Below are 25,036 nucleotides of genomic sequence, written 5' to 3' on the forward strand. Positions count from 1 at the left end.
CCGCGCCTACGGCACGCATGCTTGCCGAAATAAAAGGATGGGGCATGAAAAAAATCGTGGCAGTCTTCTTGACATCAAGCACCGCACTGCTGGCTGGCTGCGGCGGTGGCGGCGGCAGTGGCGATGCAGGCAATATCAATGCCGGCTCGACACTGGCCTCCTACGTCGGCACCTGGCAAGCGCCATGCGACGAGCATGAACGCGAGACCGTGGTCATCGCGGCCAAGGCCGATGGCAGCGGCGCGATGGAACTGACCTCCACCACCGAAACCTATCTCAAGACGGGCTGCAGCGGCACCTTGCTGGGCACGGAAACCATGAGCGCGAAAATCACGGCGACACCCGATGGCGTGGCTGACGTTCTCGCCAAGCTGACGGAAAACGGTACCGCGAGCAACGTGCGCATCGACAAGCTGAACCTGTTCATCCCCGCCTATAGCTTCAGCGTCGCGGGACCTGGCGTGCAATACGTGAAAAAAGATGGCAAGCAGCAATGGTGCATCGATTATGAAGGCGGCTCCACCTGCCTGCTTGATGAAGGCATGCGCCCGGCGCAAACCATCAAGGGCGGCATCTTCTTGCGCGACAACAACCTCTACACCTTCTCGCATAACGGCACCAGCTATGTGCCCGACATGCTGTATGTAAAAAAGTAAGCGCGCGACTTGCCGCGGGACCCATGGCCCTGCGGCTTCATGGCCCCCGGGTCCGTCGGCGGGGGAGGTGTAGAATCGGACAGACATTGCAAAAGCAAAAAGCTATCCTGCTGAAAAAGGAGCTTGCCATGTCGATCGACGCTTTCTCCCTGCCGTCCAGCGCTGCGCTGGCCACCCTGCTGCAGCCGCAGGACAGCGCTTTTCTCCCCATCGAAGGCTTGCGGCGCCTGCGCGACGCGGGGCTGGACCAGTTGCCCCCGCCCGGCCATGGCGCCACCCTGTTGCGCTGGCAAATGCTGGCCGCCGTCGCCGCCATCGACCTGTCCCTGCTCAAGCTATATGAAGGCCATACGGACGCGCTGGCCATCCTGGCGGAAATCGGCGGCCCCGGCGTGCCGGCCGGCAGCCTGTGGGGCGTCTGGAGCGCGGACCTGCCGGGGGCGCGCGTGCGGTTGCGGCAGATGGCCGATGGCCGCCATGTGCTCGACGGGCGCAAGGCCTGGTGTTCCGGGGCGAAGGGACTCAGCCATGCCTTGATCAGCTGCTGGAACGACGATCGCCAAGCCTGCCTCGCCTCCGTCGCCCTGTCGCAGCCGGGCGTACACGTCACGGACGAAGGCTGGCGAGCCGTCGGCATGGCCGCCTGCGCCAGCGTCGACGTGACCTTTTCCGCCGCGCGCGCCTTTCCCGTGGGCGCGCCGGGTGCCTATCTGGCCCGCCCCGGCTTCTGGCATGGCGCCGCCGGGATCGCGGCCGCCTGGTATGGCGCCGCCTGCGCCATCGCCGGCCACCTGCACGCGCGCGCGCAGCACGCCGCCCCCGATGCAGTCCGTCTGGCGCAACTGGGCCAGATCGACTGCGCGCTGCGCGCCGTGGCCGCCCTGCTGCGCGAGGGTGCCGCCGAGATCGACCGGTGCCCGCATAGCGATGCGATGGCCCTGGCGCTGCGCCTGCGCCTGGCAACGGAAGACGCGGCCACGCTGGTGCTGCACCTGGCCACGCGCGCGCTGGGGGCCGGCCCCCTGTGCCGCGACGCCCACTTCGCGCGCCTGGCGGCCGACCTGCCCGTATTCCTGCGCCAGAGCCATGCCGAACGCGACCAGGCCGTGCTGGGCGGCATCGTCGCCGGTGCGGAAGAACATCCGTGGGCGCTGTGACGGCGCACGAGCAAAAAAAATCGCCGGACCGGAAGTGTTTCCCGGGCCGGCGATCAGGGTTAGCCTGACTGCGTGACTGATTACTTGAGCGGCATGGCGATCCCGAATATCACCGACTGGGTACGACCGCTATCGATATTCAGATTGCTGTTGTAGTCCAGGGTGATGGTCATGCCGTTCGACAGCAGCAATTTGACGCCCAGCCCCGCCGCCCAGTTACCCGTCTGCTGCGGCACGGTGCGGATCACGTACACGGGGCCGTCGGCCACCAGGTCGGCATATGCCAGGCGCGCATCATCGGCGCCCTGGAACTGGTGGCGGTACTCGAGCCGCGCACGCGGGAACCACGTGCCCAGGCCGCCGACATAGATGCCCTCGGCCCGCACGCCCAGCGCGCCGATGCGCGAACGCACGGTTTGCTTGAAGTAGCTCAAGGCATTGATGCCCGCCGCCTTCTCCGTGTACGGGTCGAGCTTGGCCGACATCAGTTCCACGCGGCCATATGGCGACCACATCCAGGTGTCATGGCGCATCTCGATACCGCCCACCAGCGCGCCGAACACCTGTTTGCCGTCGCGTTCGCCCGTGGCGAAACCGCTGCCATCGGACAGGTAGCGCGAAGCGTCGTACTGCAAGGTGCCGTAGCCAAGCACGCCGTCGAGGAAGACGCCCTTGCTCGGACGCAGGCTGCCATACACGGCCGCCACGGCGCTGTCGGCCGTGCTGCGGCTGCCGTTCTGGCCCACGTCGCTGCGGTCATGGCTGAAACCGGCGCCCACGCCCAGGGTCGCCAGGTCGCTGAGGCGGTAATCGCCCCCCACGCTGACGCCATTGGTGCGGAAGCGGAAGCCCGTGTCGCGGCCATTCACATAGTGCTGGCCGAAGTCGACCGCGCCGCCGAGCCACAGCGCCAGCGCCTGCTTCTGCGTGTCCGGCTTCTGCGGCATGTCCGGCAAGCCGCTGGTGGCCTGGCTCACATCCACAGGCTGCCGCTCGCTGCTGAAACCGGCGTCAGGCTGGCGCAAGGCCGCCTTGCGCATGAACGGTTTCACCGCCGTGCCGAACACGCGGTCCGCTTCCTGCTCCTGCCAGCGCGCCAGCGCCGCCGTCGGATTGCCGCTGTCGTTCGGCGGCGTCAGGCTCAGGCCAAAGTTCGAGCGTCCCCAGCCATCGCCATGCAGGCTTTCCAGGCGCTGCGTGAAGTTCGACAGCTGCGCGCTGGCGAAGCGCCGCGCCGCATCGGCTTGCGCCGCCTGCAGGCCGATCACTTCCGGATCGACCGACGGGTCGCGGCGCGCCGTCACGGTGACGTTGACCACGCCCGGCTTCGAGGTGGCAAAGGCATTGCTCAGGGTGTAGCTGACGACGGCCGCGCCGGAGAACTTGCCCGACGCCGCAAAGCTCAGCTGGTACGACGGCTTGCCGGCCGTGCCCGCGTCGCGCACCACCACCTTGCCCGCCTCCGCCGGCGCCACGCTCAGTACATTGGCTGCCGTGAACGGGCCGCCCGTGGCGCCCGCCGTCAGGTCGACCGTCACCGTCAGGCCGGCCACCACCGTGACGCTCTGGCTGACCACTTGCGGCATCGGATTGACGGTAATCGTCGATTTCACCGGCGCCGAGGTGCCGAACACGTTCGACAAGGTGTAGCCGATGCTGACGTCGCCGCTGGTATTGATGCCCGGCGTGTAGACGATGTCCATGCCATTGACGACCGCCGTGCCGCTGGCAGGCGCCGTGGTGATAGCCACTGCCGTGAACGGCCCGCCCGTCGCGCCTTCCGTCACATGCAGGGTCACCGGCGTGCCGGCCAGTACCGTCGCCGTCTTGGCGACAGGTACCGGCACCGGCTGCGGCGCCACCGTCAGGCTGAAGGTGGCAGGTGCCGATACGCCGCCGGGGCCCGTCAGCGTATAGCTGAAGCTGTCAGGACCGAAGTAATCCTTGTTCGGCGTATAGGTGACGATGAAGCGGCTGACAGCAGGGGCTGCTACTGCTGCTGCGACGCCGCGTGCCATGCTTGCCATGCGCGCCGACGAAACGATATCGACCCGCCCATGGCTGGGCGGCGTGACGATGGTGACTGCCGTGATGGGACTGCCGTCGGCCGCATCAATGGTCAGACTCACCTCCTGGTTGGCCGAAGTCGTCCCCGACTCATTGACCACGGGCGGCGGCGCCTGGTTCACCAGCAAGGTCAGCGCTTGCTGCACCGTGAACTGGTGCGCATCTTTCGCTTGCACGGTGAAGCTGAAGCTGCCGAACGCGGTCGGTGTGCCGCTCAGCACGCCACTGGCGGCATCGAGCACGAGGCCGGCCGGCAAGGCACCGCTGCTCACCGCATACGCATACGGCGCGACGCCGCCGGCCGCCGTGAATGGCTGGCTGTAGGCATCGCCGGCGCGGATGGCGGCCAGGCTGGACGGTGTCAGGCTCAAGGCGGGTGCCGCCACGGCCAGCGTGTAGCTGTTGCTGGCGCTGAACGGCGCCCCCACGCCCGTGCTGCTGTCCGTCACCTTGATGCCGAACGTGAAACTGCCCGCCACATTCGTCGTGCCGGACAGCACGCCGGTGGACGCATTCAGGCTCAGGCCGGCTGGCAAGGTACCGCTGCCGACGCTGAACGTGTATGGCGCCGTGCCGCCCGCCGCCGTCAGGGTGGCGCTGTAAGGCGCTTCCGCCGTCGGATTCGGTAGGCTGGCCGGCGTCAGGCTGACCGTGGCCGACGCCACGACCAGGGTATAGCTTTGCGTGCCGGCAAACAGGTGTGCATCTTCCGCCTGCATCGTCACGGTGAAACTGCCGGCCGCCGTCGGCGTGCCACTGAGCAAGCCGCTGCTGTTCAGCGTGAGACCGGCAGGCAGGCTGCCGGCGGACACGGTGTAGGCATACGGAGCGACGCCGCCGCTGGCCGTCAGTTGCTGGCTGTAGGCCGTGGCCACTGTCGCTGCCGGCAAGGTGCCGGGTGTCAGCGCGATGGCTGGCGCGCCGACGCTCAGGGTATAGCTGTTGGTGGCACTGAACGGCGCGCCAGTGCCCGTGCTGCTGTCGGTGACCTTGATGCTGACAGGGAAGCTGCCGGCCACATTGGTCGTACCGGACAACACGCCGGTGGACGCATTCAGCGTCAAGCCGGCAGGCAGGTTGCCGCTGCTGACACTGAAGGTGTACGGCGCCGTGCCGCCCGCCGCTGTCAAGGTTGCCGTATAGGCTGCCTCAGCCGTGGCATTGGGCAAGGTCGCTGGCGTCAGACCGACATTGGCCGACGACACCACCAGGGTATAGCTTTGCGTACCGGTGAACTGGTGCGCGTCGGCCGCCTGCACGGTCAAGGTGACGCTGCCGGCCGCCGTTGGCGTACCGCTGAGCAAGCCGCTGCCGCTCAAGGTGAGGCCGGCAGGCAGGCTGCCGGACGACACCGTATAGGCATACGGAGCGACGCCGCCGCTGGCCGCCAGTTGCTGGCTGTACGCCGTGGCCACTTTCGGCGCCGGCAAGGTACCTGGCGTCACCGCGATGGCGGGGGCAACGACAGTCAAGGTGTAGCTGTTGGTGGCGCTGAACGGCGCCCCCGCCCCCGTACTGCTGTCGGTGACCTTGATGCTGACAGGGAAGCTGCCGGCCACATTCGTCGTGCCGGACAGCACGCCGGTGGATGCATTCAGCGTCAAGCCGGCAGGCAGGCTGCCGCTGCTGATGCTGAAGCTGTACGGCGCCGTGCCGCCCGCCGCCGTCAGGGTTGTCGTATAGGCCGCTTCCGCCGTCGCATTCGGCAAGGTGGCCGGGGTGAGGCTGACGCTGGGAACGCCCACCGTCACTGTCACAGTGGCGGGCGCCGACGTGCCGCTGCCATTGGTGACCGTATAGGTAAAACTATCCGGACCGGCATAGCCGGCCGCTGGCGTGTAAGTGATGCTGGTGCCGTTGGCCGTCGCCGTGCCGTGCGCCGCGGCGGAGGCCACCGCCACCGACGTCGCCGCCCCGCCCGTCAGATTCAGGGTAATCGCAGTGGCGCCGCTGCCGTATGGCACCGTAGCGTTGACATTGCCCGCCACCGGCAGCGCCACCGCCACCGTTCCCGTGTAACGCATCGTGCCAGCATACGGACCGCTGCCCGTGCTGTGGTCGGTCGCCGTGACGGTAAAGTCATACGCGCCTGCGGTCGTCGGCGTACCCGACAAAGTACCGTTCGGATTCAAGGTCAGGCCGGCGGGCAAGGTGTTAGGAGTGACGGCAAAGTCATACGAGCCGGTACCGCCGGAAGCGCTGATGGTCTGGCTGTAGACGGTACCAACCATCATTGCCGGCAGGCTATTAGTCGTCACAGTCACCGTCGGCGCGCCGACCGTGATCGCCACGGTCGCCGTCGCGGACGTGCCGGCGCCATTGCTGGCCGTGTAGCTAAAACTGTCGGAACCGGCATAACCAGCCGCCGGCGTATAACTGATACCGGTGCCGTTGATCGTCGTCGCACCATGGCTGGCGGCGGACGCCACCGCCACCGATGTCGCCACGCCGCCGGTCAGGTTCAGCGTGATCGCAGTCGGGCCGCTGCCGTAGGCCACCGTGGCGTTGACGGCGCCGGCAATGGGCACAACGTTTGCCACCGTGCCGGAATAGGTGCGCGTCCCCGTGAACGGAGCGCTTGCACCGGTGCTGCTGTCGGTCGCCGTGATGGTAAAACTGTACGCGCCTGCCGCCGTCGGCGTGCCGGACAAGGTGCCGTTCGACGCCAGGCTCAGGCCCGCCGGCAGGCTGCCGCTGGAGACATAGCCATACGGCGATGCCCCGCCACTGGCGGTGATGGTCTCGCTGTAGGCGACGCCGAACGTCATCGCCTGCAAGGCCGCCGGCGCCAACGTGATCACCGGCGGACTGACCGTGATTGTCACGGTAGCTTGTGCCGAAGTGCCGACGCCATTGCTGGCCTTGTAGCTAAAACTGTCGGTCCCGGAAAAACCTGCCGCCGGCGTATAACTGATACCGATGCCGTTGACCGTCGCCGTGCCATGGCTGGCGGCAGACGCCAACGTCACCGACGTCGCCACGCCACCGGTCAGGCTCAGAGGAATCGCCGTGCCGGTGCTGCCGTAGGCCACCGTGGCGTCGACGTTACCGGCAATGGGCGCAACGTTCGCCACCGTGCCGGAATAGGTGCGCGTCCCCGTGAACGGAGCGCTTGCACCGGTGCTGCTGTCGGTCGCCGTGATGGTAAAACTGTACGCGCCTGCCGCCGTCGGCGTGCCGGACAAGGTGCCGTTCGACGCCAGGCTCAGGCCCGCCGGCAGGCTGCCGGTGGAGACATAGGCATACGGCGATGCCCCGCCACTGGCGGTGATGGTCTCGCTGTAGGCGACGCCGAACGTCATCGCCTGCAAGGCCGCCGGCGCCAACGTGATCACCGGCGGACTGACCGTGATTGTCACGGTAGCTTGTGCCGAAGTGCCGACGCCATTGCTCGCCGTGTAGATAAAGCTGTCGGAACCGACATAACCAGCCGCCGGCGTATAACTGATACCGATGCCGTTGATCGTCGTCGTGCCGTGGCTGGCGGCGGAGGCCACCGCCACCGATGTCGCCACGCCACCGCTCAGGTTCAGCGTGATCGCAGTCGGGCCGCTGCCGTAGGCCACCGTGGCGCTGACGGCGCCGGCAATGGGCGCGCCAGCCGCCACCGTGACGGAATAGGCGCGCGATCCCGTGTAAGGCGAACCCACGCCCGTGCTGCTGTCGGTGGCCGTGACGGTAAAGTTATATGCTCCCGCCGTCGTCGGCGTGCCGGACAAAGCGCCGTCCGGCGCCAGGCTCAAACCCGTGGGCAGACTGCCGCCGGTGATGGCATAGCTGTACGCGGACGTTCCGCCACTGGCGACAATGTTCTGACTGTAGGCGACCCCTGCCGTCATTGCAGGCATGACCGTCGGCGTGATACCGATCGTCGGCGCGGCCACCGTCATCGAATAGGCGCGCGCGCCCACGTACGGGCCGCTGCCCGTCGAGCTGTCCGTGGCCCGCACGGTAAAGTTGAAGGTGCCGGCGGCTGTCGGCGTGCCGGACAGCGTACCGCCGCCGGACAGGCTCAGGCCGGCCGGCAAGGCGCCGGCGCTGATCGCATACGTGTACGGCGCCAGGCCGTTCGCGGCGGTGATGCTCTGACTATAGGCCGCGCCCACGGTAGCGCCGGGCACGGTTGATGGCGCGACCGTGATGGTCGGCGCACCGACGGTGATCGTCACGGTGGCCGGCGCCGACGTGCCGCTGCCATTGGTGGCCGTGTAGGTAAAGCTGTCGCTGCCGCCATAACCTGCCGTCGGCGTATAGGTGATGCTGGTGCCGCTGGCCGTCGCCGTGCCATGCGCAGCAGCGGACGCCACGGCCACCGAGGTCGCGGTACCGCCGCTCAAGGCCAGGGTGATCGGATTGGCGCTGCTGCCATACGCCACCGTCGCACTGACGGCGCCGGCAACGGGTGCCGCCACAAAGGTGAACTGGTCCGCCGCGCTGGTGGCGCTGGTGCCGCCTGCCGTGGTGACGCGCACGTCCACCGTGCCGGCGCTGCCGGCCGGCGCCGTCGCCGTGATCTGCGTGGCGCTGTTGACCGTGAAGCCCGTCGCCGCCGTGGCGCCGAAGGTCACCGCCGTGGTGCCGCTAAAGCCCGTGCCCGTGATGGTGACCGTAGTGCCGCCGGTTGCCGGACCGGCAGTCGGCGAAATGCTCGTCACCGCCGGGGCCGCCACAAAGGTGTACTGGTCCGCCGCGCTGGTGGCGCTGGTGCCGCCGATGGTGGTCACGCGCACGTCGACCGTGCCGCTGCCGGCCGGCGCCGTCGCCGTGATCTGCGTGGCGCTGTTGACCGTGAAGCCGGTCGCCGCCGTGGCGCCGAAGGTCACCGCCGTCGTACTGGCAAAACCCGTGCCCGTGATGGTGACGGTAGTGCCGCCAGCGGCCGGGCCGGCAGTCGGGGATATGCTCGTCACCGTCGGTGACGCCACAAAGGTGTACTGGTCCGCCGCGCTGGTGGCGCTGGTGCCGCCCGTCGTGGTGACGCGCACGTCCACCGTGCCCGTGCCGGCTGGCGCCGTGGCCGTGATCTGCGTGGCGCTGTTGACCGTAAAGCCGCTCGCCGCCGTGGCGCCGAAAGTCACCGCCGTGGTGCCGCTAAAGCCCGTGCCCGTGATGGTGACCGTGGTGCCGCCGGCGGAGGGCCCGGCCGTGGGAGAAATGCTGGTGACCGTTGGCGCAGGAATATACGTGAACTGGTTCGCGGCGCCGGTGGCGCTGGTGCCCCCGGTCGCCGTAACGGTCACGTTCACGGTGCCGGCACTGCCGGCTGGCGAGGTGGCGGTGATGGTCGTGGAATTGACGACGGTGACGCTGACGCCATTGTTGGCGCCAAACTTCAGCGCCGTGACGCCCGTAAAGCCGGTACCGGTGATGGTGACGCTCGTACCGCCGGCCGTAGGGCCGGAGGCGGGCGACACGCCGGTGATGGTTGGCGGCGGCTGGGCGTTGATCACCATCGAATAGCTTCTGGACGTGTTGTACGGTCCATTGCCGCCCGTGACATCCGTCGATTTGATCACAAAGTTATAGGTGTTGATGGCGCTGGGCGTGCCTGATAACAAACCGCTGGCCGACAAGGTCAGGCCCGGCGGCAAGGACCCCGATTCCACCACATACGTGTAGGGCGCGGTGCCGCCGGAGGTGCTCAGTTGCTGGCTGTAGGGCGTCGATATTCCGCCCGCCGTCAGCGTGGTGGGCGTGATGGACAGGGTGGGCACCGCGATCGACACCGAATAATTCTTGGTGACGGTCAGCGGCGTGCCTGATGTCGAGTCCGTCACCTTGATGGCGAACACATAGGCGCCGGTCGCCGTCACGGTGCCGGAAATCACGCCACTCGACGACACGGTGATACCTGGCGGTAAGGTGCCGGAATCCAACGCGTAGGTGTAGGGAGCCACACCGCCGCTGGCCGACATGGCCTGGCTGTACGGCACGCCAATCACGGGCGCCGTCAAACTGCCCGGCGAAACGGTAAAGGCCGCCGCGGCAGGCAAGACGGTCACCGTAAACGTCATTGTCTGGCTATCCTCATCCAGCAGGACAAAACTGTCGGACAGCGCCCCGTCGCCATTGTTGATATAGGTCGCGATGCCGGTACCGTTATTGACAAGGCCGGTAATCGTGCCGTGCAGCGCCCCGGGGTTGTTTTCCGTCAGGCCAAAGCTGCTGCACGCTGACATATCAATCACATGGGAGCCGCCGGAGGCGACGGTAAAACTCTGATTGGCAGGACATTTTATGCTCGGCCCCGCCTGTGCCGGGCCTGCGCCGAACGCCAGCACCAGCAGGCACAGCGAAGCGAACCAGTGCACGAAACGGCCGGACACTGACGGCCCGTCAGCGGCACGGCTTGGCATGCACCCCTTGTTTCCAGAAAAAAAATAAAGCAAAAAAGAAAACGCCGGGCGGACGAGGATATCGTTGCTAATACGCAACATATTTTCTCCAATACACAGTTTTTTAGACAAAAAAGGAACGTGAATTCAGGCTGCAAGCCAGGCCTGTCAAGGCTCTTCTACAGGGTCAACAGATGTTGACGCTTGCCATATGACAACGTATGCTACTCCGAGATTTCAATAAAGTAACTATAACAAAAAGGGTTTTTCAAAAAACAATATTGATTGCAAATGGAAAATGTTAACCATTTGGCATTTGATGACATTGCAACCGTGGGAGAACGACGATGGCTGATGTATATCTGGGACAAATCATGATGAGCGGATTTGGTTTTGTGCCGCGTGGGTTTGCAGCATGTAACGGGCAATTGCTACCAATTGCGCAGAATCAGGCGCTATTTGCACTGCTGGGCACCTACTACGGGGGCAACGGCTCGACCACCTTCGCCTTGCCCAACCTGCAGGGCAGCACCCCTGTCGGCGCAGGCGCTTCGGTGGACGGTTCCTGGCAACCTGCGCCCTATCCGATCGGTATGCGTGCCGGTGCGGAAGCTATCACTTTGACACTGACTGAGATCCCGGCGCATACGCATGCGCTGAATGCCTCGACCACTCCCGGCACCACGAAGAACCCGACCAACACGCTGTATGGCGGCAGCGGCGCGGAATTCATCTATGGCACGGCGGGCCCGCAAGTGTCCTTGAACAGCCAGACCCTGGGCCAGACAGGCGGCAACCAGGCGCATAACAATATGCAGCCATTCCAGGTGCTCAATTTCAATATCGCCCTGAGCGGTATCTTCCCGTCGCGCAACTAACGTGCCAGCCACTTCCCACGGAGCATAGTCATGTCCACACCCTATGTCGGCGAAATCCGCCTGTTTTCCTTTCCCCGCATTCCTTCCGGCTGGTTTGCCTGCGACGGCAGCCTGAAACCGATCGCCAATAACGAAGTGCTGTACACCCTGCTGGGCACCACCTACGGCGGCGACGGCGTCAATACCTTCGCCGTGCCCGACCTGCGCGGCCAGGTTCCCCTGCACCAGGGTACGGGTCCTGGCCTGACGCCACGCGTCCTGGGGCAAAAAAGCGGCAGCGAAACGGTGACCTTGCTGCAGACCCAGCTTCCCGCGCATACGCACGTGGTCAGTGCGCTCAGCTCGCTGGCGACGGTGGATACGCCAGCGGTCAACACGCAGCTGGCGGCCCCGGTCAATAACGACAAGATGTACACCAGCAGTCTGGCTGGCCTCACCACCTATGCATTGGCGCCGGCGGCAACAGGCAGCGCAGGCGGCAACTTGCCGCATGAGAACACCATGCCAACCCTGACCGCGTCATTTTGCATCGCATGGGCAGGTATTTTCCCATCCCAGCAATAACAGCCAGCAAGCATACGCTGCCAACAGAATCGATCAGGAGAAACTACCGTGACATCACCATACATTGGCGAAATACAAGTCTTCGGGTTCAATTTCACGCCCTACGGGTGGGCCAGCTGCAATGGCGCCACTTTGCAGATACGGCAATACGCCGCCCTGTTTTCATTAATCGGCACGCAATATGGCGGCGATGGAGTCAATACCTTCCAGTTGCCCAACTTCACGGGACGTGCGCCCTGCGGCCAGGGACAAGGACCGGGACTCACCCCGCGCGTGATGGGCGAGACGTTCGGCAGCAACACGGTCCAGCTGGGCGCCACGCAGATTCCTGCGCACACCCATCAACTGACATTGAGCCGCCAGACCAATGCCAGCCTGCAACGCAACGTGCCGCAAACGGGCGATGGCCTCACCAGCATCACCGGTACGAACGCCTTCGTGCCGGCGACAACACCCAACACGACGTTCTCGCCACAGACCGTCGCCTCGGCGGGCGGCGGGCAGGCGCACGAAAACCGCCAGCCCATGCTGGCGCTGAATTTCTGCATCGCCCTGCAAGGCGAGTTTCCCGCATTTGATTGATACTTAACGGGGGGCCAGGCGGCGCCGGCACGGCGCCCGCCTGGCCCTGCCTGCCTCCGCGTCTGCCCCCTCCGGCAACACGCTCAGTTGAACACCGCCTGATACAGAAAACCGTCGCTGTCACGTGCCACCGGCACCAGAAAGATGCCCACTTCGCCCAACGCATCATGCCGCAGCTGAAAGATTTTTTGGCTGAAGAGGATGGGGGATCGATTGTGGAACACCAAGCTGAACGGCGCGCGCAGCATGCCCTCCAGCGTGGCGGACGGCAAGGGACGCACTTCCTTCAGGATGAAAGCGGCATTCCCGTCGCTAACGGCGGCAAATGTATCGTTGACGCGCGTGGCGAAGTGTTCCAGAGTCAATACATTCATCATTGCAGGTAGTCCATTCCGTGAGCGCTGTGATTAAAGCAATGATTTATTCTAATGCAAGCATTGCCCCTCTGGCACAGCTTTTGACGTGAGATTTCCCCCATCTGCGCCCGCCGGCAACGCGGCGGCCCGGGCCATCGAGCCCGGCCGCCGTCACTGCAACCGCCATGCGGCTTTCGCTACCGAAGTAATCCTCAGGAAATTATTGTGCATTTATGACGAACAGAACCGGATGCTATGCAAGGCGCCCGCTGCGACGCAGTGCGAGCACTGCTAGCAGCGGGCAACGCCGCAGAGCGCCGGTTATGGAAGTCAGAAATCACAATAATTTATTGGGGGTTACTTAGCGCATCGCCTCCTGCAAGCCCGGCGCAAACTCGGCGCCATGCTTGACCTGCGCGGTGGACGCCTTCAGGGTGGCGCCGATCGGCTCGGCGCGGCCGGCCAGGCATTGCCCCAGGAAGTTTTCCGTCACGGCATTGAAGGCGATGTTGTTGACGGGCCGCGCAAAGCCGTGGCCCTCATCGGGGAACAGCACATACGTGACGGGAATATTCTTCGCCGCCATGGCCGCCACGATCTGGTCCGATTCAGCCACGTTGACGCGCGGGTCGTTGGCGCCCTGGCCGATCAGCAGCGGGTGCTGGATGTTCTGCGCAAAGTTCAGCGGCGAGCGCTCCTTGAGCAGCGCGCGGCCCTCTTCCGTGGTCGGGTCGCCCATGCGCTTGTAGAACTGCTGCTTGCCCGCTTCCCAGTACGGCGGGATGGTTTGCAGCAAGGTAAACAGGTTCGACGGGCCGACGATGTCGACGCCGCAGGCAAACGCCGTCGGCGTGAACGCCATGCCGGCCAGGGTGGCGTAGCCGCCATACGAGCCACCCATGATGGCCACCTTGTCGGCGCTCGTCACGCCGCTCTTCACGGCCCACTGCACCGCGTCGAGCAGGTCGTCATGCATCTTGCGGCCCCACTGCAGGTCGCCGGCCGAGATGAACTGCTTGCCGAAACCCGTCGAGCCGCGGAAATTCACCGACAGCACGGCATAGCCGCGGTTGGCCAGCCACTGGTGGTAGCCGTTGTAGCCATAGGTGTCGCGCGCCCACGGGCCGCCGTGCACCAGCAGCACCATCGGCACCGCCTGCGTGGGCTTGCCGCCGGCGCCCGCCTTCGACGCCTGCGGCAGGGTCAGGTAAGACACCAGGTTCAGGCCGTCGCGCGCCTTGATTTGCTGCGGATACATGGGCACCAGCGGCGCGCCTTCCAGTTCCGGACGCGTCACGTACAGCCGCGTGAGTTTTTTGGTCTTGCGCTCGTACAGCCAGCTCGATGGAGGCGCCGTGACGGCGTCGACATTCACCAGCCATTTATCGTCGGCATCCGTGCGCGACGTCACCGTAAACTGGCCCTGGGTATTTTTCTTCAGGAAGGCCAGGTCGGCTTTCAGGTCGTCCGCCAGCGGCAAATATTCCTGCTGCAGGTAATTGACCGTATACGCCTGCACGCGGCCCGTGCGCGTGTCGTACAGCGCATCGGCGATGTCGGCGCGCGGGTCTTGCGCCATGACCGTGGTCTTGCCGCTGGCCACGTCCTGCGCCAGCAGCGCCGAGGTATTGCGGCCGCGCGAATCGGTCCAGTACAAGGTCTTGCCGTCGACCGTAAACGCCAGCGGCACCGTCGTCTGCGAATCTTCCAGAGCGACTTCGGTCAGCGGCGTGCTCTCGACCTTGCCATCCGTCAGGCGGAAATACTGCATGCCGCCATCGGTGCGCGCCTTGCTGGCGATACGCAAGTTGAGCAATTCATCGGCCAGGTAGCCGCCATAGCCATCGTTCTGCTGCACCAGCGTCAGCTTGCCGCTGGCCAGGTCCAGGCTGTACACGTCGTGCCAGCGCGCATCACGGTTATTGATGCCGACGAGGATGCGGTCCCTGACCTTGCTGCTGATCTGGACGATGCGCACGCGCGTCTTCTCGAACGGCGTGTAATTGACCTGCTTGCCGGTCGCCACGTTCACCCCGTACAGCAGGAAATTCTCGTCGCCGCCCTTGTCCTGGATGAACAGCAGGGTTGTCGAATCGGGCGACCAGAAGCTGCCGCGGATGGGCCGCACCTTTTCGTCCGTCAGCGGCCGCGCCTGCGCCAGGTCGCCGGCCGGCGCCACCCACACATTGAGCACGCCATCGCGCGGCGCGATCCACGACAGCCAACGTCCATCGGGGCTGAGCTTGCCACCGGACTTGCTGGGATTGCCGAACAGCTTGGCCCGCTCGATCAGCGGCGTTTCCTTGACGGGGGCTTGGGCGTGCGCCGGCAGTGCGCCGGCGAACAACAGGACAGGCAGGACATAGCGAATCATGGACACCTCATGGTTGTTGAATGAAGGGAAAACATAATCATTGTGCACGTGCCAGCCCATCATAGGCGAAAGCCGTGTTGCCAGGTTGATGGCAGCGACAGGGGACGAAAATCGGGGCACAGGATGGCGAAAACGGGGGCTGGCTGGCATCTGCATAAGAACGTGACTGCGGATGTTTCCGGGATGCCCATGGCATTACCCTTGCTCGGGCATGCCCGCCCTGGACAGTCAGACCACAGCAGCGCTGAACGACTCGGGCCGCCGCGCAAGCAGATGAGACAGCCGTTGCAGACCCGCCTGCAAGCGGCCACGGTCCTTGATGCTGCCCAAAGAGATCCGGATGGCGTTCACCGATGCGCTGCCCGTGGCGAATGCCTCCGCCGGCGTGACCGCGATGCCGGCGCTGGCGGCTGCGCGCGCAAGCTGCGAGGAGTTCCAATACGCCGGCAACTCGAGCCATACGTGCAGGCCGTCGCCACAGCCGCTGTAGCGCCCCGCCAGGATATCGCGCGCCATCCGGTGGCGCAGGCGCGCCTCGTTGCGCACGCCCTCCATCAATCCGTCAGCCGAACCGTCGAGTATCCACTGGGTGGCCAGTGCGGCCGTCAGCGGAGCGGCCATCAGCGCAAAGGATCGTAGCGCGATCAGGAAACGTTCGCGCGCAATCGGGTCGCGCATCAGCACGAAGGCGACACGCAGGCCGGGCGTCAGGCATTTCGACAGCGTCGAGATGTAGACCACGTGTTCCGGGGCAAACGTGGCAATGGGCGGCGGCGGGGCATCGGCGAGGAGCCAGTAGGGATCGTCCTCGACGATGCGTACATTGCAGCGCTGCGCGATGCCGGCGAGCTCCCTGCGCCGGCGTTCCGGCATGGTGATGGCGGTCGGGTTCTGCAATGTCGGGTTGAGGTAGACCAGCCCGGGCTGGTGCTGGCGGCACGCTTCCTCGAGCATCCCGGGCAGCATCCCGTGCTGGTCCGCTTCCACGGCAATGACGCGCCGGCCGAACTGGGTCGCCGCGGCACGCAAGCCGGGATAACTCGTCGGCTCCGCCAGGATCACCTCGCCAGGCTCCGTCAGCGCAAGGATCAATGCGGCGATCGCCGCTTGCGCGCCCGGACACACCACGACCTGCCGGGAATCCAGATGTCCGAACATCGGTGCCAGCCATTCGGCGCCAGCCTTGCGGTCGGAGTCGCTTCCCCCGCCCAGGTGGTAAGTCATCAGCAATTCATTGTCTGCCCGCATCAAGACCTGGGACAAACCTTGTTTCAACATGTCGTCGAAGTCCACGCCCTCCGGCGGTGGCGGGGTATTCATGCTCAGGTCGAGGATAGCGGTCAATTCGACTTTCGGCGCCGCGGCATACGTGCCCCGCGCGCCGCGGCCCTCCAGCAAGTTGCGGCGCCTGGCTTCGTCGTATGCGCGCGTGATCGTCGTCAGGTCGACGCCCAGCTGTGCTGCCAGCTGGCGCTGCGTCGGCAGGCGGTCGCCCGGCTTCACCGAGCCCTCTGCCACCGCCGCTTGCAAGGCATCCGCGATCTGCAAGAAACGTGGCCCCTTGTTCCCGGTCAATCGCGGCAACCAGATAGCCTCATGTTCATCTTGTATGGGTTTCAACTGGGACATTTTGTCTAATTGTATGGAAATTGTTTTCAAGTAGTATGCATCAGAACGTGCAGCAACACCATCCTTGCATGGCAGTCGCTGACGTTTTTTCCTCGCTCACCTGCATCATGCGGCAAATCACGGCGCGCGATGCCATGCTGATTTCATAGCTGGATATAATGAAAGAGTCAAACAGGATGCCTGGGGGATGGTGTGAACAGAAGCTGCTGAAGCAGCGTGTTGAGGTAGTGCTCCTCAGATAGTGTCAAGTAATAGACTGGAAATACGCAAAATGATCGATTGGACCCCCATAGTCTTCGTGACGTTCAAGGCTCTCGTGCTCGCCACGGGCATGTTCTTCGCCATCAAGTGGCATTACGATCAAGGGAAGAAGGATAAGGACAAGGCGAAGCAGAATCGCGCGGTGCTGCGCGCCAGCGGCAAGGTGGTCGCCATCTTCGCGCTGTTGCTGCTGGCCCTGGGGATCGTCACCTTCGTCGTTGTCAGCATGGTCGGCCTGGACATGACCCTGCCATAACGGCAAGGAACAGCCAGCCGATATCCGGCGATGCGGCAGCAATTCCCCGCTGCGGCTCGGGCAGCTCGCCTGACGTCCCGTCATCGCCGCCTCCGCCTGTTGTTTGCCGGGACAGTGGCAAATCGTGAAGATCGCGTGCGCAGCTGGCGTACTTCAACGCGACAGGCCGATAACGGACATCGGCATGCGGCAATGAAATCATACGTCGCGTAAACGGAAAAACCCGGCACCGATATTAGACAATTATCTAATATACAGTGCCGGGTTTTGATACAGCTTGCGCCGTAACTCCTTGAATCTAATGGTCGGGGCGAGAAGATTCGAACTTCCGACCCCATGCACCCCATACGCGACGACACCAAGCTGGAACCCGCATGGACGCTACATTTAGGGAGCGAGTCGTATAATATACAGTACTTTTCGATGGGCACTCAAGCCCGCATGCTTCGGCGTTCTTTCTTCGAAAATTATACATTTCTCGGCTGTTTTTCACGCCTTCCCACCTCATCCATACCGTACTCATTTCCGGAAAAATCCGATGAAGCTGTGTAATGCGAATAGTTAAGTTCAATGAGGCCTGTACGCCGCCCTACAACCACCGTACCTACCAAAATACCTACACACCGACATAGGTAGAAAAAGTCTTAGCGTATCAGCACCACATGCGCGATGTAGTTCTAGCCTTTCCCCAAAACATACATTGCAAATAGAATCATAATGATGACAACTCCGTGGAAAAACAGTAACGTCTTTGAGAAAAATATTGAAAACATAGATTGAGCGTCATCACGCACCACCGAAGGATCTAATGTAAAGTGAGTACTATTTATTACGCCCGCAGCCACTTTTTCATATAATTTCCTAAATAATGCTTCTTGATGCAAAAAATAACAATCGAGCCACCAAAAAACACAAGCAGGGAAATACGCGAGCAACATAAACCGTTTATCAGCATCTTTAACTGCAAGTGCAAACAGTGCAGCCACCAAAGTGACACTCCAGCCTTTTAATATAAAGGAATTTGATCCCATACGGGAAATTATACCTTGAATAAATCCCAAATGAGCGATCACACTTTCCATTTCTATCCTAACATTGGTAATGAAAAATACTAAATACTGGAATTTTATTCCATTTAATTAAAATACTACTTTTGAAGAGTTACAACACCAAGTCGTTCGCTGAGCTTAAAAGCAATCTCATCTGTCACTCGCACTTTCGTTAATTCGAAATCCTGATTCGGACTCTGATCCAATTCAAACTTAATTCCAATTATATCTTTCGAAATCCCCACAAACGCCGTATCATCAAGGAAAATAGGAATGACTTCGCCCAAAGGAACGCGAGGCAAGAAACATTCTTTTTCAAATGTTGGCCAGATTTTTTCTCGGTAGTTTGCATCGAGCAGACAAATTATCAATCTTGCGTCTTTGCCAAAAATTTTTTCAAACTGTGCCGACCAAGCCCCCCCTAAGAAGTTTGTTTCAAAATGCTCATCATAAAATACATGTGCGTCTAAAGTCGACAACTGCTCAGTGATTTCGCGTGCAAGATCACGGTTTTCCCCAGCAAAGGATATTGCAAAATCATACTCAAAATCTCGATCAGAAGGTCTAAACCCACAATCGAAACGTAGTTTTTCCCAATCAAGATGTTTTAGAAAATAGAAAAGGGCTGGATCCTCAATTGCGAAATTCTTTGTTTCCACATTATAATAAAAGTGCCGCGCACAAGTCGGCTTTTCATTAAGCAAAAGTGCAAGACGGGTTTGCTTAATATTATTAATACTCCCCCTAATATCTACGTTTGAATTTGCCAACTCATTTAAATCGACAATCGAGCTTTCCTGTTGCCCTATTTTCTGTAGTAATTTAAGATAAGGATCATTATTCGGCCGAAAACGCATTCCCCGGCAAAATTCCTTTACTGCCGGATAAAATGCAGCAGTAAGCTTTTCAACAACCTTCTTTCTTAGGTTTTCTACAGTAAAGGTAAGTAATTTCCTATCCCCATCAATAGCATCCAAAACATCATTCATAACACAAATTGTCTGACATAACTGCTGGGTTAACCAATAATCACCCTGCGATTCTTTATATATAGCATCAGCATCAGATATAATTACACCAAGTGTGTCTGCGCCCTTAGATACTAGAGTTTCTATATTTTCTTTGGTTCCGGCATGAATACGATGAATACCCATACGTTTCGCAATGTCCGGAACCAATTGAATCAATGCCGACCCAACTTCATTAATTCCAATTAAAACGAGTTTAGTCTTTGGTACACTCTCATGCACAGATTCCGCTGAGAATTTCGCAATATCAGCAAGTTTTTCCTGTGTTTTCCGTGCTAGTCGATGGAAGTCATCTATAACGAATCTACCCTTGATTGAGGAATTAGCAATTTCTTCAATTTTGTGCACATCGACGGCCGATCTTGCGGTTAAATACAATGGTGCAGCCCCACCTAATTGTTCAAGGATTTTCCTGACACATGTGGTTTTTCCCGTACCTGACTGTCCTTCAACAATCACAGGCTTTCCCGGGTGACGAATATCTAGCAACACTTCGTTAAAATTTGGAGGCTTCACAAATGTCAAATTAGGGAGGCCTTCTGTGACAAATACTTCTTCAACAAGTTGTGGCACGATAATTTCCTATCACATGAAAAAATAAACTCAACCCCAAGGACCGATAGGCTGAAAAATTACTCAGTTTGAAGCCTGTAGTATTTCATTTAACATACCAACCATTAGAATTGTAACTTATCTAAGTTCTCGTATGACTTTTTGTCAGCCGATCAAGGAAAGGCATTCACAGGTAGCATAGGTAAATTGCACTAGATGCTCAAGTACAGGGGCGAGGATCAAGTCCGCAATTCGGGTACGGAGTGATGCGCGGGACGCTGTCAACGCTGGCTCGGTCGAAAAGATAATTTGCATCACTAACGCTGCGCCCTCGGCGCGCGCGGCTGCCGCGCAGCGGCAGCGGTTGGAGAACTCCAAGGGCTAGGAAATGGCACTCTCCTGAGTTCCGCTAGAAACACCCAAGAAAATTCATGGGAAAGGAACTGCTACTTCCCTCTAGGGGACACTTGGCGGAGTGGGGTCCATTCCCTCCGTCTCCACCTTTGAATTTCTTAAAATTAAGTAGTTAGCAACGAGATAGCTATCGTTATTTGATTCTTTGGGGGTGTTTAGGCGCAAAAATGACAACAAAATGATAGCCTTTTTTTATGGCTTTTCCCTTCGTAGGCACTACAAACCCCAAGCACTGGGACTCATGTTCATTTTTTCACGCGCGGCGGAAGCGGATCAGCTACAGCTACGAGGCGTTCTGCTGGATACTGCTGAAACAAATCCTCTTCAGTCACAAGAGAACCATCGAGCCAGCCGTGATACTGATCCGGGTCGAGAATCATCACCATGCGTTTTTCATCGTCAGGCTTGTGGAAACGTTGCATGAGCGGATGTCCGTCGGCATTTATCGTCAGCATCGAGAACGACAACAGCAAATCTTGCGGCCGGAACTCCCATATCCCGGCGATGGCGGCAGGCATGCCATCGGCGCGCTCGATGCGCCAGCGGATCGGCTTCCCTGTTTCGTAGCAGGGTTCAAAAAAGTTATCCGCAGGGATAATGCAGAACTGTTTGCGCTTCCATGCATTGCGGAAGGACGGCTTCTGCGCCACGGTTTCGGTGCGGGCGTTATAGGTCTGGCGCGCCAGCTTCATATCGGCCCAATGGGGCACCATTCCGAAGCATGCCGGCGCAACTTCCAGCTCGCCGGGCACGTCGTGCGAGGCGCGAATGATCGGCGCCATGTATCCTGGCCAGGCCTCCGGCGGCAAATCAAATTGAGGCGAACGGACAGCAAAATGCTGTTCGATTTGATCGCTACGGCTGGGGGTATAGTCGGCGCACATGCAATTTATTCTACCTGCCTTCCGGCATTGGCGGCGGCTCCGTCCCGACAAAACACAGCCAGGACTGCGCGTAGTCGCAAAATTGCATATCTTTTTTGCTGCGCTCAAACCCTGACAACACCATGCGCCCATCCCGATACCAGAGCAAATTCACATCGAAAAGTGTCTCAACGTGGTTTCCGCTCCCTTCATGAGTGAAGCGGGCCAGCTTCACCAGACGGTGCAGGCCCTGGTCCGTCGTTTCAACGACTTCCAACTTGCCGGACTGTGCCGAATGGTAGCGATCATGCAGCCGTCGCTTGGGCACCTCCACGCCAGCAAGGCGCATCTTTAACATTTTAACAATCATCATCACACCTAAATAAAATACTGTATATACGTACAGTATATCAAGAGTTCTTGAGGTCGCAATACGCGGCAATGATGCGACGGCGTGAAGATGAATGATCCTCAGAATAAAGACGCCCATACATAGCCCAGAACCGCGCCAGGACGCGGCGCAGCGCGAAAACAACACCATTCCCACGTCGCAACAGCACCCGCACGAAAAAGCGCTCAAAGTGCGTCAAAACGCGTCAAATTGCACGCCCCCTCTTCGCCCCGCCGCGCCAGTCCTCATGCGCCTTCGGCCATGGCGCACATTTGAGTCAAAAGAGCCCTATATAGCGGGCAGGTGTGGAGGGGGGACAACTGCGCGCGCCGGGCCTAAATGGGCTTTTTCTTGCCTCCATGGCAATATCAATCGCCGGGACGTGAAAAAGCCGCCTCGTGGGCGGCTTGTGCGGTGGCTGGGGCGCTTCTAGCGCGGCCGGGCTGCGCTGCCCGGCCCTGCCCATCAGCGCGGCGTGGCGGTCATGCTGGACGGCCGGCGCGCGCCTTGGCCGCCTGTTCCTTCTCGTAGTCGTCGCGGCAATCGACGTCGCAGAACGGCAAGCCGGGCGCCAGCGCCTCGTCGCAGTAGTGGCAGCAGCCATGCGCCACCAGGCCCGGCCGACGCCGCACGGCGGCCAGGCCGCGCGCCACTTCGGCGAAGATGATCTTGTCGGTATTGTCCACGTGGTCGCTCATTGCGCGCCCTCCCCACTCAGGCCCAGGTCATACGGGGCGAAGCGCACCACTTCCACGCCGGCCCATTCGTTGATCGCCATGAACTGCGCCTGCAGCGGCACCAGCTCGTTACGCGCGAAGACGCGCGCGGCAGGCTCGACGGCGCCGAAGCCGCCGGCGTTGTTCGGCAGGATGCCCATGAGCTGCGGCGGCACGCGGTGCGCGGCCAGCTGGTCATCGCGCGTGACGCTCTTGATGTTGAAAAACTCGTCCTTGGCGGCCACGTCGGACACCGGCAGAATCTGGATACCGTCCTTCTTGCCGTTCGGCGCGTACATGAACAGATTGCGAAAGTTGCCCGGCCCCTTGCTGTCGCGCATGGCCTGGCGCAGGTTGTCCACGTCCTGCGTGTTGGCGGCGGCGTCCGTCATGTAGAAAACAAAGCCGGCGTGCGAGCCGTTCTTGTAGTACTTGCGGCGGAACAAGGTGGCTGCTTCGTTGAGCCAGGCCGATTGCAAGGCGCTCAGGTACTGCGGCACGCCGTACAGCTCCTGATTCACGTCCGGCTCCATCAGGTGGAAGACGCGGCCCTTGTCGAACTGGTGCACGGCCTGGTAGCCGTTCACGAAGAAATACGTATCCAGATCGACGCCGCGCCGCATGTACTTGGCCAGCGCGTGCTGGTACGCCAGCGCCTTGCCGCTGCGGCTGGGCCGGTCTTCCAGGTAGGCATTGCCGAAGGTCAAGAAGTCCAGGGCCATGCGTTTAAAAGCGTCGCGCGACAGGTACTTGCTGGGAATCAGGGTGGACGCCAGCACGTTGGCCTTGAAGTGGATGGCGCTGCTATGGTGCACGCCGGCATTGAAGGACTTGGCCAGGCCGGCCAGGTTGACGGGCGGCTCATACCAGTGCCCATTCTTCCAGCATTCGAAGCAATCGAGGATATCGGCGTGCTCGAGCACGGGCGTCGGGTCGCCGAAGGAAAACGCCTCGATGCCGGCGGCGGCCGGCACCGTGGCCGCTGTGGATAGGGCGCCCTCGGCCTGCCGGCCGCGCGCGCGCAAGTGTCGTGCTTTGCTCAAGAATAAATCTCCATGAAAGAGTGATGGTTGTCGGTGGTGCCTTCGAACGGTTCATGATCGAGGGCGTGCATGCAGGCCCACGCCAGATCGGCGTGGCCGGTTTCGTCGCTGCGGCCAGCGATGTAGGTCACGTGCCGCCCGCTGGGGGTGAGGGTCTTGTGGATGGCCATGAAGGACTGCGCGATGTCCGTCCAGCCGGCATCAAATTCCAGCCGGCCCTTGCTGATGATGTTTTTCGCCTTCAAGACCATGCGGGTCTTGACTTCGGGCGAGTAATTCAGGGCCGTGACGGCCGGGAAGAAGCCGCGCACGATGGGCAGCACGCCGATGCCCATGCCCGTGGTATCGATGCCGATGTAGGCAACGTTGTAGCGCTGGGTCATCTGGCGGATGGCGTCGGCGTGATCCTCGAAGCTCTGCCCGCGCCACTGGTGGCGCTCCAGAATGCGGAACTTGCCGCCGGCCGTCATGGGCGGCGCCAACACGACGCAGCCGGCGCTGTCACCGTTCAACGCCGGGTCGTAGCCGATCCACACGGGCCGGTTGCCGAACGGACGCAGGCCCAGCAACGGCTTGTAGTCGTCCCATTCCACCCAGGAATCGACCATGCAGCGCTGCAGCTCGGCCAGCGGGAAGACTGAGGCCGAGTCGTCGATAAAATTGCACATCAGCAGGTTGTCGAACTGGTCGGGGCTGTATTCGAAATTGCGCAGCTCGTCGATGTCGAACAGGTTGCAGCCGCCGCGCTCGGCATCCAGGATCGTGACAATCTGGCGCCAGATCTTGTCCTCGCCGGTAAAGCCCGACGACAGGCGGCCATGGCTCACGTCGATATTCACCTGGTCCGCCTTGGCGCGGCGCTTGTTGAATAGCTCGCCCGTCCAGAACGGGTAAGCCTGGTGCGTGGTCGAGGATGGCGTCGAGAAATAGGTCTTGCGCCATTTCTTGTGAATGGCCATGCCCGAGGCCACCTTGTTCAACTCCTGGAAATTCTGTGTCCAGAAGAATTCATCGAAGTAGAAATTGCCGTGGTAGCCCTGCGCCGTGCGCGCGTTCGTGCCCAGGAAGTACAGATGCGCGCCGTTCGGCAGCACGATGGGGTCGCCCGTCAACTCGATGCCGGCCGCCTCGCGCGCGAATTGCACGATGTATTGCTTGAAGACGTGCGCCTGGCTCTTGGAGGCGGACAGGAAAATCTGGTTCCGCCCGGTTTTCATCGCGTCGGCCAGCGCCTCGCGCGCAAAGTACCAGGTGGCGCCGATCTGGCGCGACTTCAAAATGGCGCGCGTGCGCTGGTCGGCGTTGCGATACCAAACTTTCTGGTAATCGAACAGCGAGTCCTGGAAGGCGTCGAGCAGCTGGATTTTCTGTTCTTCACTGAAATCGTTGCGCGTCGGCTTCTTCTTCGGGCCGGCATTGCGGTTCGCCAGCTTGGGGTTGAGATCCACCTCGTTGCCGCCCGGCTGCTCATAACGGCGCACGCGCGCCATCTGCACGATGGTGCGCGCCAGCAGGTCAATTTCCTTGTAATCGCTGCCGCTCTTGACCTCTTTTTCGATCAGTTTCACCAGGCGCAGCTCGGCGGACGCCTCGACGTGCTCGATGGCCTGCGCCTTGTCCCATTCGTCGCGCTCTTTCCAGCTGTTGATCGTGCTGCGCTTGATCCCCAGGTGGCGGGCGATGGACGAAATACGCCAGCCCTTCCAGTACAGGGCGCGCGCGGCGCGGCGCGGCTCGGATTCGGGCACGGCCAGTTCGCCGATGATTCCATCGACGGTTTGTTCGCTTGTTTTCTCGATTGTCAGCATGCCGCCAGCGTAGGCCGCGCGCGCGCGGAACGGGGAAAGGCAAAAGTCGCTATGGCC

17 protein-coding genes are annotated in these 25,036 nt (G+C 61.4%); 6 read left to right on the top strand and 11 right to left on the bottom strand.

What is annotated here, in order from left to right; all coding sequences use genetic code 11:
• Positions 1–44 precede the first annotated feature (44 nt).
• Together AC07VH_RS10620 and AC07VH_RS10625 are read left to right on the top strand one after the other, a co-directional pair.
• Complete coding sequence (locus AC07VH_RS10620; RefSeq protein WP_494787422.1) at positions 45–656, top strand: hypothetical protein; 612 nt, start codon at positions 45–47, stop codon at positions 654–656.
• A 128-nt stretch (positions 657–784) separates the two neighbouring features.
• Complete coding sequence (locus tag AC07VH_RS10625; RefSeq protein WP_494787423.1) at positions 785–1,813, top strand: acyl-CoA dehydrogenase family protein; 1,029 nt, start codon at positions 785–787, stop codon at positions 1,811–1,813.
• 80 nt (positions 1,814–1,893) lie between these two features.
• Here the strand turns inward: AC07VH_RS10625 and AC07VH_RS10630 are convergent, their stop codons facing one another.
• A complete protein-coding gene (locus tag AC07VH_RS10630) occupies positions 1,894–10,236 on the bottom strand; it encodes a putative Ig domain-containing protein (protein WP_494804025.1) in 8,343 nt (2,780 codons plus the stop codon).
• Between the two features lie 353 nt (positions 10,237–10,589).
• On the opposite strand from AC07VH_RS10630, the gene AC07VH_RS10635 reads away from it, so the two are divergent.
• Genes AC07VH_RS10635 through AC07VH_RS10645 form a run of 3 tightly spaced genes read left to right on the top strand, consistent with a single transcriptional unit; the run spans position 10,590 to position 12,239 of the window.
• Entirely contained in the window at positions 10,590–11,093 is a 504-nt protein-coding gene (locus AC07VH_RS10635; RefSeq protein ID WP_494789625.1) for a phage tail protein, read from the top strand.
• A gap of 30 nt (positions 11,094–11,123) precedes the next feature.
• Positions 11,124–11,657, top strand: coding sequence for a phage tail protein (locus AC07VH_RS10640; RefSeq protein ID WP_475415508.1), 534 nt, complete (start codon positions 11,124–11,126; stop codon positions 11,655–11,657).
• 48 nt (positions 11,658–11,705) lie between these two features.
• Positions 11,706–12,239, top strand: a complete 534-nt coding sequence (locus AC07VH_RS10645) for a phage tail protein (RefSeq protein WP_475415509.1) — start codon at positions 11,706–11,708, stop codon at positions 12,237–12,239.
• Between the two features lie 83 nt (positions 12,240–12,322).
• Here AC07VH_RS10645 and AC07VH_RS10650 read toward each other — a convergent pair whose 3' ends face one another.
• The 3 genes from AC07VH_RS10650 to AC07VH_RS10660 form a co-directional block, all read right to left on the bottom strand.
• A complete protein-coding gene (locus AC07VH_RS10650) occupies positions 12,323–12,616 on the bottom strand; it encodes a DUF6916 family protein (protein ID WP_475415510.1) in 294 nt (97 codons plus the stop codon).
• A 340-nt stretch (positions 12,617–12,956) separates the two neighbouring features.
• Positions 12,957–14,969, bottom strand: coding sequence for a S9 family peptidase (locus AC07VH_RS10655; RefSeq protein WP_494789376.1), 2,013 nt, complete (start codon positions 14,967–14,969; stop codon positions 12,957–12,959).
• Positions 14,970–15,197: 228 nt separating this feature from the next.
• Entirely contained in the window at positions 15,198–16,598 is a 1,401-nt protein-coding gene (locus AC07VH_RS10660; protein WP_494789436.1) for an aminotransferase-like domain-containing protein, read from the bottom strand.
• Between the two features lie 271 nt (positions 16,599–16,869).
• Between AC07VH_RS10660 and AC07VH_RS10665 the strand changes: the two genes are divergently transcribed.
• Positions 16,870–17,115 carry a hypothetical protein gene (locus AC07VH_RS10665; RefSeq protein WP_475415512.1) on the top strand — a complete coding sequence of 82 codons (246 nt, stop codon included), beginning with the start codon at positions 16,870–16,872 and terminating at the stop codon, positions 17,113–17,115.
• A gap of 677 nt (positions 17,116–17,792) precedes the next feature.
• Here AC07VH_RS10665 and AC07VH_RS10670 read toward each other — a convergent pair.
• The 7 genes from AC07VH_RS10670 to AC07VH_RS10700 form a co-directional block, all read right to left on the bottom strand.
• Complete coding sequence (locus tag AC07VH_RS10670; RefSeq protein WP_494789377.1) at positions 17,793–18,197, bottom strand: hypothetical protein; 405 nt, start codon at positions 18,195–18,197, stop codon at positions 17,793–17,795.
• Between the two features lie 65 nt (positions 18,198–18,262).
• A complete protein-coding gene (locus tag AC07VH_RS10675) occupies positions 18,263–19,765 on the bottom strand; it encodes a hypothetical protein (protein ID WP_494789378.1) in 1,503 nt (500 codons plus the stop codon).
• A gap of 638 nt (positions 19,766–20,403) precedes the next feature.
• Positions 20,404–21,042 carry an SOS response-associated peptidase gene (locus AC07VH_RS10680; RefSeq protein WP_494789379.1) on the bottom strand — a complete coding sequence of 213 codons (639 nt, stop codon included), beginning with the start codon at positions 21,040–21,042 and terminating at the stop codon, positions 20,404–20,406.
• A 10-nt stretch (positions 21,043–21,052) separates the two neighbouring features.
• On the bottom strand, positions 21,053–21,511 hold the full coding sequence (locus AC07VH_RS10685) for a hypothetical protein (protein ID WP_494789380.1): 459 nt from the start codon (positions 21,509–21,511) through the stop codon (positions 21,053–21,055).
• 383 nt (positions 21,512–21,894) lie between these two features.
• Positions 21,895–22,110: a hypothetical protein gene (locus AC07VH_RS10690; protein WP_494789381.1), complete on the bottom strand. Its 216-nt coding sequence runs from the start codon at positions 22,108–22,110 to the stop codon at positions 21,895–21,897.
• Entirely contained in the window at positions 22,107–23,171 is a 1,065-nt protein-coding gene (locus AC07VH_RS10695; RefSeq protein WP_494789382.1) for a phage portal protein, read from the bottom strand. Before AC07VH_RS10695 ends, AC07VH_RS10690 begins: the two co-directional genes overlap by 4 nt.
• On the bottom strand, positions 23,168–24,979 hold the full coding sequence (locus tag AC07VH_RS10700) for a terminase ATPase subunit family protein (protein WP_494789383.1): 1,812 nt from the start codon (positions 24,977–24,979) through the stop codon (positions 23,168–23,170). The genes AC07VH_RS10695 and AC07VH_RS10700 overlap by 4 nt, the downstream gene beginning before the upstream one ends.
• Positions 24,980–25,036: the final 57 nt, after the last annotated feature.

The sequence above is a fragment of the Janthinobacterium sp. GW821-FHT03C10 genome, assembly GCF_059420865.1.